At 62.9% G+C, this 12722-nt stretch carries 12 protein-coding genes; 7 read left to right on the top strand and 5 right to left on the bottom strand.

Translation table 11 applies throughout. The annotated features are described in order from the left end of the window. Positions 1–15 precede the first annotated feature (15 nt). The 4 genes from ACF8EA_RS02870 to ACF8EA_RS02885 all read right to left on the bottom strand — a co-directional run bounded on the left by ACF8EA_RS02870 (position 16) and on the right by ACF8EA_RS02885 (position 6076). Positions 16–648, bottom strand: a complete 633-nt coding sequence (locus tag ACF8EA_RS02870) for a pseudouridine synthase (protein WP_014592519.1) — start codon at positions 646–648, stop codon at positions 16–18. A gap of 6 nt (positions 649–654) precedes the next feature. Further along, positions 655–2118, bottom strand: coding sequence for an AMP nucleosidase (gene amn / locus ACF8EA_RS02875; RefSeq protein ID WP_084850687.1), 1464 nt, complete (start codon positions 2116–2118; stop codon positions 655–657). Positions 2119–2223: 105 nt separating this feature from the next. After that, complete coding sequence (locus ACF8EA_RS02880) at positions 2224–3876, bottom strand: acyl-CoA dehydrogenase family protein (protein ID WP_338444257.1); 1653 nt, start codon at positions 3874–3876, stop codon at positions 2224–2226. Between the two features lie 211 nt (positions 3877–4087). After that, complete coding sequence (locus tag ACF8EA_RS02885; RefSeq protein WP_392521073.1) at positions 4088–6076, bottom strand: sensor histidine kinase; 1989 nt, start codon at positions 6074–6076, stop codon at positions 4088–4090. Positions 6077–6341: 265 nt separating this feature from the next. Between ACF8EA_RS02885 and ACF8EA_RS02890 the strand changes: the two genes are divergently transcribed. The 4 genes from ACF8EA_RS02890 (at position 6342) to ACF8EA_RS02905 (ending at position 9822) form a co-directional block, all read left to right on the top strand. Further along, positions 6342–7139: a hydroxymethylpyrimidine/phosphomethylpyrimidine kinase gene (locus tag ACF8EA_RS02890; protein ID WP_010955404.1), complete on the top strand. Its 798-nt coding sequence runs from the start codon at positions 6342–6344 to the stop codon at positions 7137–7139. 13 nt (positions 7140–7152) lie between these two features. After that, positions 7153–7776, top strand: coding sequence for a thiamine phosphate synthase (gene thiE, locus ACF8EA_RS02895; protein WP_338444262.1), 624 nt, complete (start codon positions 7153–7155; stop codon positions 7774–7776). A gap of 16 nt (positions 7777–7792) precedes the next feature. After that, positions 7793–9076 carry a glutamate-1-semialdehyde 2,1-aminomutase gene (gene hemL / locus ACF8EA_RS02900; RefSeq protein WP_012053798.1) on the top strand — a complete coding sequence of 428 codons (1284 nt, stop codon included), beginning with the start codon at positions 7793–7795 and terminating at the stop codon, positions 9074–9076. A gap of 200 nt (positions 9077–9276) precedes the next feature. Continuing rightward, positions 9277–9822 (top strand): tetratricopeptide repeat protein, encoded by a 546-nt coding sequence (locus ACF8EA_RS02905; protein WP_028697849.1) that lies wholly within the window; start codon positions 9277–9279, stop codon positions 9820–9822. Between the two features lie 3 nt (positions 9823–9825). On the opposite strand, the gene ACF8EA_RS02910 is transcribed toward ACF8EA_RS02905, so the two are convergent. Continuing rightward, on the bottom strand, positions 9826–10152 hold the full coding sequence (locus ACF8EA_RS02910; RefSeq protein ID WP_003249769.1) for a DUF1820 family protein: 327 nt from the start codon (positions 10150–10152) through the stop codon (positions 9826–9828). Between the two features lie 232 nt (positions 10153–10384). On the opposite strand from ACF8EA_RS02910, the gene ACF8EA_RS02915 reads away from it, so the two are divergent. The 3 genes from ACF8EA_RS02915 to ACF8EA_RS02925 are packed head-to-tail and all read left to right on the top strand — an operon-like array spanning position 10385 to position 12714. Next, the gene (locus ACF8EA_RS02915) at positions 10385–11383 is read left to right on the top strand and encodes a PhoH family protein (RefSeq protein ID WP_392521074.1); all 999 of its coding nucleotides are present in this window, start codon (positions 10385–10387) and stop codon (positions 11381–11383) included. Further along, positions 11376–11849 carry an rRNA maturation RNase YbeY gene (ybeY, locus tag ACF8EA_RS02920; protein WP_021784384.1) on the top strand — a complete coding sequence of 158 codons (474 nt, stop codon included), beginning with the start codon at positions 11376–11378 and terminating at the stop codon, positions 11847–11849. Before ACF8EA_RS02915 ends, ybeY begins: the two co-directional genes overlap by 8 nt. A 25-nt stretch (positions 11850–11874) precedes the next feature. After that, a complete protein-coding gene (locus ACF8EA_RS02925; RefSeq protein WP_003249762.1) occupies positions 11875–12714 on the top strand; it encodes an HlyC/CorC family transporter in 840 nt (279 codons plus the stop codon). The last annotated feature ends 8 nt before the right edge of the window (positions 12715–12722 follow it).

Consider the following 12722-nt stretch of genomic DNA (forward strand, 5'->3'; position numbering starts at 1 on the left):
AGGCCCTGACCTGAACTAAAGCTTGGCAGGGACCTCCCGCCAGCAACCCTGCTCCAGCCCATCCAGCGCCCAGTCACCAATCCGCACGCGCACCAGGCGCAAGGTCGGCAAGCCCACAGCCGCCGTCATCCGCCGCACCTGGCGGTTACGCCCTTCGCGAATCACCAGCTCCAGCCAGCTGGTCGGCACACTTTTGCGAAACCGTACCGGCGGGTTGCGCGGCCACAGTTCGGGTTCTTCCAGGCGCCGCGCCTCGGCCGGCAAGGTCGGCCCATCGTTCAGCTCCACACCATCGCGCAAACGCTGCAACTGCTCGTCACTCGGTTCGCCTTCCACCTGCACCCAGTAGGTTTTGGCCAGCTTGTGCTTCGGGTCGGCAATCCGCGCCTGTAGCCCACCATCATTGGTCAGCAACAGCAGGCCTTCGCTATCGCGGTCCAAACGCCCGGCCGGGTATACGCCCGGGATGTCGATGAAGTCCTTGAGCGTCGCGCGCCCTTCACCGTCGCTGAACTGGGTCAGCACATCGAACGGTTTGTTGAACAGGATCAGGCGCGGCTCGGCGGGGGGCGCCTTGGCCTGGCGACGCGGGCCGGCGGCAGGCCGCGCCTGGGGGCGGCGCGGCTTGTTACGGGGTGGCAGTGACATGGATCCTCAGCGGAACGGCGGCTCATCGAAGCTGCGCAGTTTACGCGAGTGCAGCGAATTGAGCTCGGTGCGCAGCAGGTCGAGGGCGGCAATGCCGATCTTCAGGTGCTGGCTGACCGCCCGGTTGTAGAAGGCGTTGGCCGAACCTGGCAGTTTGATCTCGCTGTGCAGCGGCTTGTCGGACACACACAGCAAGGTGCCGTAAGGCACGCGCAAACGGTAGCCCTGGGCAGCAATGGTGCCGCTTTCCATATCCACCGCCACGGCACGCGACAGGTTGATCAGCGGGCGTTCCTGGGCCCAGCGCAGCTCCCAGTTGCGGTCGTCGTAGGTCAGCACGGTGCCGGTGCGCAGGCGCTTTTTCAACTGCTCGCCACGCTCGCCAGTGACCTGTGCGGCAGCCTCCTGCAAGGCCATCTGCACTTCGGCCAGGGCCGGGATCGGGATATTCGGCGGCACGACCCGGTCGAGAATGCCGTCACGGCGCATATAGGCGTGTGCCAGCACGTAGTCGCCGATGGTCTGCGACTGCCGCAGGCCGCCGCAGTGGCCGATCATCAGCCAGCAATGCGGGCGCAGCACGGCCAGGTGGTCGGTGATGTTCTTGGCGTTGGACGGGCCGACACCAATGTTGACCAAGGTAACGCCATTGCCGTCGGCGGCGATCAGGTGGTAGGCCGGCATCTGGAAGCGGTGCCAGACCACGCTGGCCACCAGAGCCTGGGTTTCGCCATGGTCCATGCCCTTTTCGATCACGACGTTGCCCGGCAGCACCATACGCACGAAGCGCGAGTCGTCACGCAGCTGTTCCAGGCCATGGCTGATGAACTGGTCGACATAGCGGTGGTAGTTGGTCAGCAGGATCCACGGCTGTACATGGCGCCAGTCGCTGCCGGTGTAGTGCACCAGGCGGCGCAGCGAGAAGTCGACCCGCGCGGCATCGAACAACGCCAGTGGCATGATTTCGGCACGGTCCCAGTCGCACAGGCCATCAGCGATGTTGTCGGTGGCCGCCGACAGGTCGGTGCTGGGGAACACCCGCGCCAGCTGCGCAGCGGTAATGCCGCTGCCGGCCAGCTCGTCGCCCTGGTCGACCACATAGGGGTAAGGGATGTTCTGCTCGCTGACGCCGACTTCTACCGTGACGGTGTAGTCATGCATCAGCGGGCGCAGTTGTTCCAGCAGGTAGCCACGGAACGCAGCGGGCTGGGTGACGGTGACGCTGTAGGTGCCGGCAACCTGGACCTTGGCGTAGGCGCGGGTGGTGGCGGCGACTTCGCCATGGCTGTAGTAGGTCAGACGCAGTGCCGGGTAGCGGAACAGGTCGCGCTCATCGGCATCGGGCTCGGTACGGTCCTTCAGGTAACGCTTCAAGGCCTTACTAAGGGCCCCTGTGGCCTGTTCATGCAAGGCCGCCAGACGGTCGACGGCCTGTTCGGGGGTATCAACGACTACAAAAGCGTGGCTCACACTGTGCTTCCTGTCTGGACATGCATGTGATCCATCTTGCCTGCCTTCTTGGTTAAATACACCCCCATTGATCGCTGTTGGGTTGATTCGCGGGCGAGCCCGCTGCTACAGCGGCCAGGCAGGCGTAGCCCTTGTTACCAATGCCATCACATCCACACCTCGCGGCAGCGCCCCATACACCCGGCCACCACCGGCCAAGCGGCTGCCGATAAACGCATCACTGACCTCTGTATTCCCCGCCTCCAGCAGCAGCTTGGCCTGCAACGCCAGGGCAATATCCTCGGTCAGTTGGCGCGCGCGGTACTGCATGTCACCGGTGTCGGCAAACGCCCCCTTGAGGTTGCCGATATGCGCCGCCAGGCGCGGGTCGCCATGCCCGTCACCCAGCTCGGCAAACAGTGCATCGAGCACTCCCGGCTCCTTGGACAAGGCCCGCAGCACATCCAGGCACTGCACGTTGCCCGAGCCCTCCCAGGTCGAGTTGACCGGTGCCTCGCGGTACAGCCGTGGCAGAATGCTGTCTTCCACATAACCCGCGCCACCCAGGCATTCGGCGGCCTCGTTGATCATGGCCGGCGCACGTTTGCAGATCCAGTATTTGCCCACCGCCGTGACCAACCGGGCGAAATGCGCCTGCTGCGGGTCGTCCAGTTGCTCCAGCGCCTGGCCCATGCGCAAGCTCAGGGCAAGCGCAGCCTCGCTTTCCAGGGCCAGGTCGGCCAACACGTTCTGCATCAGGGGTTGCTCATTGAGCACCCGCCCGCCGACCTTGCGATGTGCACAATGGTGGGCTGCCTGCGTCAACGCCTGGCGCATCAGTGCGCTGGAGCCGACCATGCAGTCGAACCGGGTCATGGCGACCATCTCGATGATGGTCGGCACACCGCGCCCCTCTTCGCCAATCATCCACGCCAGCGCACCGCGGAACTCCACCTCGCTGGAGGCGTTGGAGCTGTTGCCCAGCTTGTTCTTCAGGCGCTGGATATAGAACTGATTGCGGTTGTCATCCGGGCGGTGGCGCGGCAGCAGGAAGCAGCTCAGGCCTTTTTCGGTTTGCGCCAAGGTCAGGAAAGCGTCGCACATCGGCGCCGAGCAGAACCACTTGTGGCCAACCAGCTCATAGGCCTGCCCCGGGCCCGGTGCACCGACCGGATAGGCCCGGGTAGTGTTGGCGCGCACATCGGTGCCGCCCTGCTTTTCAGTCATGGCCATGCCCAGGGTGACCCCGGCCTTGTGGCGGTCGCCAATGTTGCGCGGGTCATATTCGCAGGCAAGGACCTTAGGCAGCCAGTACTCAGCCAGCTCCGGCTGCAGGCGCAATGCCGGCACGGCGGCAAACGTCATGGTCAGCGGGCAACCGGTGCCGGCCTCGGCCTGGCTGTGCAGGTAGGTCATCGACGCCCGAGCAACATGGGCACCAGCGCGGGGTTCGGCCCACGGCAAGGAAGGCAGGCCATGTTCGACGGCGGTACGCATCAGCTCATGGTAGGCCGGGTGGAACTCGACCAGGTCGATGCGATGGCCGTAACGGTCGTGGCTGCTGAATTCAGGTTTGTGTGCGTTGGCCAGGAAGCCTGCCTGCATCAGCGGGCCACCGGCCAGGGCACCATAGGCATCGATCCGCGACTCGGCCCAACCTGCACCAAAACGCCGTGACCATTCCTGCAATGGAATGTCGAGGCGGTACAGGTTGGCACCGTCGAGGGATGGCGGCTGGTTGGTGACTTCGTGGGTTTCAGCGTACTGGTGCAGGTTCATTGGAGGGCTCCTGGATCCGGGTAAGCTTGAGAGCCCCAGTGAAGCACTGCTTGCAGGGTAGTCAAAGTGGCATTAATGACTAAACGTGTGGTTGCTGGCGTGCGCGCGCGTGTAGGAGCGGGTTTACCCGCGAATACGGTGGTGGCGGCAACGGTGAACGGTGGGTAGATATTGGCCAGCAGACCCGGCCCTTTCGCGGGTGAACCCGCTCCTACAGCGAGCGCCGCGCCTGCAGCATGGTCGGGCTCATCTGCGCCTGCGAAATCGCCATGTCCAAACTCAACTCGAAGCGGCTACCCAACCCGCGCGTCGATTCATGTGCCAATCTGGCCCCCAACAACTCCCCCATCTGCCGGCAAATCGACAAGCCAATCCCCAAACCGCCATACCGCCGGGTCATCGAACCATCGACCTGGAAGAACCGCTGGTACAGGATCGACTGCTCCAGATCATCGAAACCGATACCGCTGTCGCTGACAGTAAAGGTCAAGGCCAGATCATCCGGCCCCACCCGGCGACCACGCACCTGGATCATCACCCCGCCCTGATGGGTGAACTTCAAACCGTTGTCCACCAGGCAGCCCAGGCAGCGCGCCAGTTTCTGCCCGTCACCGAGCAATTCGTCCGGCAGGTCGGCCGGAATATCCAGGCTCAGGTACAAGCCTTTGCCCAGAGCCTGCCCGGCATAACCGGCGCGCAAGCCCTGCAACAGGGTGCGCAGGCTGAACGGTGCCGGCTGCACCCGCAGGCGGCCGGCCTGCAATTCGGACAGGGTAAGAATGGCGTCGACCATATCCATCATGCCTTGGGCAGACCCCACTGCCGTGTGATGGTACTGAGCCATTTCAACATCCATCGGCAGGGTGTGCATCAGCTCGAGCGAGCCAATCACCCCGTTCATCGGGGTACGCAGCTCATGGGTCACGCTGGCCAGGAACTCGTCCTTCAGGCGATTGCTCCTGGCCAGTTGCAGGTTCAGTTGCTCCAGCGTACGCCCAGTGTCGCGCAAGGTCTGCGCCTGCTGCTCGCGCAGGCTGTTGATGCGGTCGGCCAGGGCCAGCGACAGCAAGGCCACCTCCAGCGCCGAACCCAACTGGCTGGCATACATGGTGATGAACACGTTCGGCAGGTAACCCAACACCATCAAGGTGTTGACCAGGCCGCCAAGCAGGAACGCCGTCCAGGCGATGATGAACCAGCGCGCCACTCGAAAGCCGCGCCACCAGGCGTACAAGCCGGCGCTGAAGATGCTTACGGTGAACAGCAGTGCCAGCAGCGTGGCCATGCGCAGAGCAATGCCGTAGGGCATGCTCACCGCCAGCACCATGACCAGCGCACCACCCAGCATCAGCAGTTGCAACAGGCGGTCGAAACCACGGCTGATGCCGCCCAATTGCAGGAAGTGCCGGGCGAACTGGCAACCGAACAGGCCGGCTGCACCAATGAACAATGGCGTGGAGGCATTCGCCCACCAAGGGCTGTCCGGCCAGAAATAGGCTACACCGGCGCCGTTCACCGAGACCTGGTATAGGCCGAACGAAGCGATGTAAAGGATGTAGTAGAGGTAGCTGACGTCGCGCACGCTCAGGTAGATGAACAGGTTGTATGCCAGCATCACCAGCAACACGCCGTAGATCATCCCCAGCACATACAGGCGCGTGGGCTGCTCTTCCAGGTAGGCTTCAGGGGACCATAGCGCCAGCGGCGCTTGCACCGACCCTTGGCTGTGCAGCCGCAGGTACGCGGTAGTCACCTTGCCAGGGGGTAATTGCAGTTCGAACAAGTAGTTGTTCTGCCGGATCTGCCGGCTGTCGTAGGGCAAGGCATCGCCGGTGCGCTGTGCCAGTCGGTACATGCCGCTGCTGTCAGGCAGATACAGTTCGAGGTGGTCCAGCGGCGGGTAGGCCAGCTCCAGCAACCATTGCCGCGGGGCTGCACTGGGCGCGGCAACGGGGCGCAGATCGACCTTGAGCCAGAACACCGAGGTGGAGTAACCGGCGTTCAGCACATCTTCATGATGGGGCTGAAAGTGTTTGGCAAACTCGGGGGCACTGACCTGAGCGATGCTGGCATTGCCATCGGGGTCTTCATAAACCTGCATGGCCTTGCCCAGTGGAAGATGCCGGGTAGCGTCGTCGAAATCGACCGCTCCGGCCAGCACGGGCAGCAAGCCCAGAAGCACAATCAGCAAATAGCGCATACAGCCCCAGCATGGCCTGTCCGGTCGCGTCGCGGTAGCCTCCCATCCGTTTGAGACGACGTGATCCTGCAGAACCCGTTTGTAGAGTTATCCGAGCACTCTAGCATAGCGTCACAACCTGGCAATGGGCCATACAAAAACACAAAGAAAAGGCTCTAAATCAATGCTTTCAATAGAAAAACAAACGACAACCTGACCGATCGATCAGTAAAACTCGTTTGTCGGACGATCCGCCCAAACAGGTTTGGTGGTAAGCTCGCCGACCATGAATACCTACAGCTCCCGCCCCGTTGTCCTCTGTCTCTCCGGCCACGACCCCAGTGGCGGCGCCGGCTTGCAGGCAGATATCGAAGCCCTGATCGCCCAAGGCTGCCACGCTGCACCTGCAGTGACCGCCCTGACCGTGCAGGATACCGTCAACGTTTCCGACTTCCGCGTGCTCGACCGCGAGTGGGTGCTGGCCCAGGCCAACGCCGTGCTGGCCGACTCCACGGTGGCCGCCGTCAAGTTGGGCATGCTCGGCTCGATCGAGATGGTCGACACCGTCGCCGAACTGCTGGCCGCCCACCCCCACCTGCCGCTGGTCTGCGACCCGGTGCTGCGTGCCGGTGGCGGTGGCCGCCTGGGCAAGGACGAAGTGGGCTACGCCCTGCGCGAACGCCTGCTGCCGCTGGCAACCATCGCCACGCCGAACCTGCCGGAAGCACGCATCCTCGCCGAACTGCCCGAAGGCACCGCTGACGAATGTGCCGAGAAACTGTTGCCGTTCTGTAGACACCTGCTGATTACCGGCGGTCACGGCGACGAAGACGAAATCCACAACCGCCTGTACACCCAGGACGGCCAGCACTTCACCTGGACTTGCCAGCGCCTGCCAGGCAGCTACCACGGCTCGGGCTGCACCCTGGCCAGCGCCCTGGCTGGCCGCCTGGCACTCGGCGAGCAGCTGGAAAGCGCCGTGCGCACCGCCCTGGACTACACCTGGCGCACCCTGCGTGACGCCGAGCAACTGGGCAAAGGCCAGTACGTGCCGCGCCGCCTGCCCCTGGACTTCTGCTCCTGATACGAGGCCTTCAATGAAGCTACGCGGTCTGTATGCCATCACCGACAGCCAGCTGCTCGCCGGCCGTTTCCTGTCCCATGTCGAGGCGGCCCTGGAAGGCGGCGTGTGTCTGCTGCAGTACCGCGACAAGAGCGACGATGCAGCGCGCCGCCTGCGTGAAGCGGAAGGGCTGATGAAGCTCTGCGAGCGTTACGGCACCCAGTTGCTGATCAACGACGATGCCGAGCTGGCCGCACGCCTGGGTGTCGGCGTGCACCTGGGCCAGACCGACGGCCCGCTGACCCCGGCCCGCGCACTGCTCGGCCGTCAGGCAATCATCGGCTCCACCTGTCACGCCAGCCTCGAACTGGCCACCCAGGCTGCCAGCGAAGGCGCCAGCTACGTGGCCTTTGGCCGCTTCTTCAATTCTGTCACCAAGCCGGGCGCGCCCGCTGCCAACGTCGACCTGCTGCAGCAGGCCCGCGCCCAGGTGAAACTGCCGATCGCGGTAATCGGCGGCATCACCCTCGACAACGCCGCCCCGCTGGTCGCCCACGGCGCCGACCTGGTGGCGGTGATCCACGGTTTGTTCGGTGCCGACAGCGCGCAGGAAGTCACCCGCCGCGCCCGCGCCTTCAACGCCTTGTTCGCATCCTGATTCGAGAGATACTCCCATGTCCCGTTCCGAAGCCCTGTTCGCCCAAGCCCAGAAGCACATCCCCGGCGGCGTCAACTCGCCAGTCCGCGCTTTCAAGAGCGTTGGCGGCACGCCGCTGTTCTTCAAGCATGCCGAAGGCGCCTATGTCGTTGACGAGGACGACAAACGCTACGTCGACTACGTCGGCTCGTGGGGCCCGATGATCCTCGGCCACGGCCACCCGGACGTGCTGGATTCGGTACGCAAGCAGCTGGAGCACGGCCTGTCCTACGGCGCGCCGACCGCCATGGAAACCGAGATGGCCGACCTGGTCTGCTCGATCGTACCGTCGATGGAAATGGTGCGCATGGTCAGCTCGGGCACTGAAGCCACCATGAGCGCCATCCGCCTGGCCCGTGGCTACACTGGCCGCGACGCCATCATCAAGTTCGAAGGCTGCTACCACGGCCACTCCGACAGCCTGCTGGTAAAAGCCGGCTCCGGCTTGCTGACCCAAGGCGTGCCAAGTTCGGCAGGCGTGCCAGCGGACTTCGCCAAGCACACCCTGACCCTGCCGTTCAACGACATCGCCGCCGTCGAGAAGACCCTGGCCGAAGTTGGCCAGACCGTGGCCTGCATCATCGTGGAGCCCGTGGCCGGCAACATGAACTGCGTACCACCGGCACCGGGCTTCCTCGAGGGCCTGCGTGAGCAATGCGACAAGCATGGCGTGGTGCTGATTTTCGACGAAGTGATGACCGGTTTCCGCGTCTCGCTCGGCGGCGCCCAGGGCCATTACGGCATCACACCGGACCTGTCGACCTTCGGCAAGATCGTCGGTGGCGGCATGCCGGTCGGCTGCTTCGGCGGCAAGCGTGAAATCATGGGCTGCATCGCCCCGCTCGGCCCGGTCTACCAGGCCGGCACCCTGTCGGGCAATCCGCTGGCCATGGCCGCCGGCCTGACTACCCTCAAGCTGATCAGCCGCCCAGGCTTCCACGCCGAGCTGACCGACTACACCAGCCGCATGCTCGACGGCCTGCAGCAGCGCGCCGATGCCGCTGGTGTGCCATTCGTCACCACCCAGGCCGGTGCCATGTTCGGCCTGTACTTCAGCGGCGCCGACGACATCGTCACCTTCGAAGACGTGATGGCCAGCGATGCCGAGCGCTTCAAGCGCTTCTTCCACCTGATGCTCGACGGTGGCGTGTACCTGGCACCGAGCGCGTTCGAAGCGGGCTTCACCTCCATCGCCCATGGCGACAAGGAGCTGCAGATCACCCTGGATGCTGCTGAAAAAGCCTTTGCTGCATTGAAGTAATTGCCAGCCTGCGCCGGCCTCTGTGGGAGCGGGCTTGCCCCGCGAAGAGGCCGGTACAGGCAATAATTACGCACGCACAATCAGCTGACTTCCCCAACCAAGCAGAAATTCGAGTAAAACTTTGTAAGGTTGGCGCTGCTTATCCCATAATGTGCCACCAGAGACATTGGCCGCAGCTTTGCAGAGGTAAGTCGATCCCCATGAACCGCACCGGCCGCGCCCTGACCCTGGGCTGCCTGTTGCTTCTTCAGCCCCTGCTGGCCCTGGCGGAGGGCGGTAACTCGTTGCTGATTCCGGCGGCGGGCCGCTGCACCTTGAATGTTCAGCCTGAAGACCTGGCAAACGCCCTCAAGGCCTGCGAGCAGACGGCGACTGCGGGGGATGCCCAGGCGCAATTCGAACTGGGCGAGTATTACTACACGCAAACGCCAAAAAACCTGGACAAAGCCCTGGACTGGTTCCAGAAGGCTTCGCTGCAAGGCCATGCCGACGCCCAATACCGCCTGGGTGCCATGTTCTTCCATGGTGAAGGGGTCAAGGCCAACAACGTGCAGGCCTACATTCTGCTGAAGATGGCTGCGGTCAATGGCGCCGAAGATGCGCTGGACATGGCCGACGAAGTGACCGAGCAAATGCCCCGTGACGAACTGGAGCATGCCACCCAGGTGCTCGGCCAGATTTTCCGCAAGTACCTGCTGGAACTGCAGAACGCCGAAGGGCGCACGCCGTTCTCGCCACTTCCCTGAAGGTCACTTTTCCGGCATTGGCATCGGGAACGGCATCACATTGCCGCCACCCTTGGCCTCGCTGATCTTCGCCGTGCCCAGGCGCTCCACCTCATCGATGCGCACAATCGAGTGCATTGGCACGAAACTGCGGACCACTCCGTCGAACTGGCTCTTGAGCTTCTCTTCACTCGGGTCCACTACCAGTTGCGAGCGCTCTCCGAACACGAACTCCTCGATCTCCAGAAAACCCCAAAGGTCACTCTGGTAGATCTGCTTGGCGTACATCTCGAAGACCTGGCCCTGGTTCAGGAAGATCACTTTATAGATGGCGGGTTCGCGTTTGCTCATGTTCGGCCAGATAACACATGCGTAAGAAAAGGTGGGCATGATACCTGTTCTGGCCACTTCGCGGGTGAGCCCGCGCCCAAAGGATCTCCACCGGCCTTGCAGGAGCGGGCTCACCCGCGAAGTGGCCAGAACAGCCCGTACATACCGTTGAACGTTTCAGTGCTTTCGCCACTGCCATTCAAGGGTTATTCTTGAGTTCAACTCCATCGCCGTCGAGCGGCTAAAAACGACCTTGAACGCACCCATAGAACCCCATCGTTTCATCCTCGAACCCTTCGAGGCCCACCGTTTCGCCAACTTGTGCGGCCAGTTCGACGAGCACCTGCGCCTGATCGAACAACGCCTGGCCATCGAGATCCGCAACCGCGGCAATCAGTTCGAACTGATCGGCGAACCCAGGACCACCTCTGCTGCCGAACAGCTGCTGCGCCGTCTCTATCGCGAGACCAAGGCCACCGACCTGTCACCGGAAACCGTGCACCTGTACCTGCAGGAGTCGGCTGGCGAAAACATCGACAACCCGGCCGTCAACGAGGTCAGCGTGTCGCTGCGCACGCGCAAGGGCAACATCCGCCCGCGCGGGCTCAACCAGCAGCGCTACGTCAAGGAAATCCTGGCCAACGACATCAATTTCGGCATCGGCCCGGCCGGTACCGGCAAGACCTACCTGGCCGTAGCCTGCGCCGTGGACGCGCTGGAACGCGAACAGGTGCGCCGCATCCTGCTGGTGCGCCCCGCGGTCGAGGCGGGTGAAAAACTCGGCTTCCTGCCCGGCGACCTGGCACAGAAAATCGACCCGTACCTGCGCCCGCTGTACGACGCCCTGTACGAAATGCTCGGCTTCGAACACGTGGCCAAGCTGATCGAACGCCAGGTGATCGAAATCGCCCCTCTGGCCTACATGCGTGGCCGCACCCTGAACAACAGCTTCATCATCCTCGACGAAAGCCAGAACACCACGCTCGAGCAGATGAAGATGTTCCTGACCCGCATCGGTTTCGGCTCTACCGCGGTGATTACCGGTGACATCACCCAGGTCGACCTGCCCCGTGGCACCAAGTCGGGCCTGGCGCACGTCATCGAGGTGCTGAAGGACGTTCCCGGGATCAGCTTTACCCATTTCCAACCCAAGGATGTGGTTCGTCACCCACTGGTACAGCGTATTGTCGAAGCCTACGACCGCTTCGAAGCCCGCCAGCCCAAGCCCGAGGCGCCCGGCAAAGATGCTTGAACTTGATATCCAACGGGCCACGGATGCTGCCACTCCAGATGACGCCGCCTTTCGCCGCTGGTGCGAATTGGCGCTGCGCCAGCGCAGCGCCGACTCGGAAATGACCATTCGCCTGGTCGACGAAACCGAAGGCCGAGAGCTGAACCACACCTACCGGCACAAGGACTACGCAACCAATGTGTTGTCGTTCCCGGCCGATGTGCCCGATGACCTGCTCGATATCCCGCTGCTGGGCGACCTGGTGATCTGTGTAGCGGTGGTCGAGCGCGAAGCGGCCGAACAAGGCAAATCGCTGGAAGCTCACTGGGCGCACCTGGTCATCCACGGTTGCCTGCACTTGCTCGGCTATGACCACATCGAGGATGAGGAGGCCGAGGAAATGGAAAGCCTGGAACGAGAATTGCTGGCAGAACTGGGTCACCCCGACCCTTATGCCGATGATGAAACCGACCCAATCACACACTGATACACGAAGGATCACGAGAACCGCCATGAGCGAAGATCGATCGAGCAACGGGCAGAAGTCCTGGCTGGGTAAACTGACCCAGGCTTTTGCCCATGAGCCGAAAAACCGCCAGGAGCTGCTTGAGCTGCTGCGCGAAGCCCATCAGAACAAACTGCTGGACAGCGAAGCGCTGACCATCGTCGAAGGCGCCATTCAGGTCGCCGACCTGCAGGTTCGCGACATCATGGTGCCGCGCTCGCAGATGAACAGCATCAAGGCCGGCCAATCGCCCCGCGAGTTCCTGCCGGCGGTGATCGACGCCGCGCACTCGCGTTACCCGGTAATCGGCGAAAGCCACGACGATGTGCTCGGGATCCTGCTCGCCAAAGACTTGCTGCCGTTGATCCTCAAGGAGAACGGCGACAGCTTCAACATCAAGGACTTGCTGCGCCCGGCCACCTTCGTACCCGAGTCCAAGCGCCTGAACGTGTTGCTGCGTGAGTTCCGCGCCAACCACAACCACATGGCCATCGTCATCGACGAATATGGCGGCGTGGCGGGTCTGGTCACCATCGAGGACGTGCTGGAGCAAATCGTCGGCGATATCGAAGACGAGCACGACGTCGAGGAAGACAGCTACATCAAGCCGCTGCCCAGCGGTGATTTCCTGGTCAAAGCGCTTACTCCGATCGAGAACTTCAACGAGTTCTTCGACAGCGAGTTCTCCGATGACGAGTTCGACACGGTCGGCGGCCTGGTGATGAGCGCCTTTGGCCACCTGCCCAAGCGCAACGAAACCACCGAGATCGGGTCTTACAAGTTCCGTATTCTCAATGCCGACAGCCGGCGGATACACTTGCTGCGCCTGACTCCGATCACCCGTTAAGGACAAAC

It is taken from the genome of Pseudomonas sp. YQ_5 (assembly GCF_043103305.1).
Classification (GTDB): Bacteria; Pseudomonadota; Gammaproteobacteria; order Pseudomonadales; family Pseudomonadaceae; genus Aquipseudomonas; species Aquipseudomonas putida_Y.

Bases quoted from the DNA above. Each gene is read 5' to 3' on its own strand.
- ACF8EA_RS02870 (WP_014592519.1), bottom strand. From the start codon at position 648: ATGTCACTGCCACCCCGTAACAAGCCGCGCCGCCCCCAGGCGCGGCCT.
- ACF8EA_RS02880 (WP_338444257.1), bottom strand. From the start codon at position 3,876: ATGAACCTGCACCAGTACGCTGAAACCCACGAAGTCACCAACCAGCCG.
- ACF8EA_RS02885 (WP_392521073.1), bottom strand. From the start codon at position 6,076: ATGCGCTATTTGCTGATTGTGCTTCTGGGCTTGCTGCCCGTGCTGGCC.
- ACF8EA_RS02890 (WP_010955404.1), top strand. From the start codon at position 6,342: ATGAATACCTACAGCTCCCGCCCCGTTGTCCTCTGTCTCTCCGGCCAC.
- thiE (WP_338444262.1), top strand. From the start codon at position 7,153: ATGAAGCTACGCGGTCTGTATGCCATCACCGACAGCCAGCTGCTCGCC.
- hemL (WP_012053798.1), top strand. From the start codon at position 7,793: ATGTCCCGTTCCGAAGCCCTGTTCGCCCAAGCCCAGAAGCACATCCCC.
- ACF8EA_RS02905 (WP_028697849.1), top strand. From the start codon at position 9,277: ATGAACCGCACCGGCCGCGCCCTGACCCTGGGCTGCCTGTTGCTTCTT.
- ACF8EA_RS02910 (WP_003249769.1), bottom strand. From the start codon at position 10,152: ATGAGCAAACGCGAACCCGCCATCTATAAAGTGATCTTCCTGAACCAG.
- ybeY (WP_021784384.1), top strand. From the start codon at position 11,376: ATGCTTGAACTTGATATCCAACGGGCCACGGATGCTGCCACTCCAGAT.
- ACF8EA_RS02925 (WP_003249762.1), top strand. From the start codon at position 11,875: ATGAGCGAAGATCGATCGAGCAACGGGCAGAAGTCCTGGCTGGGTAAA.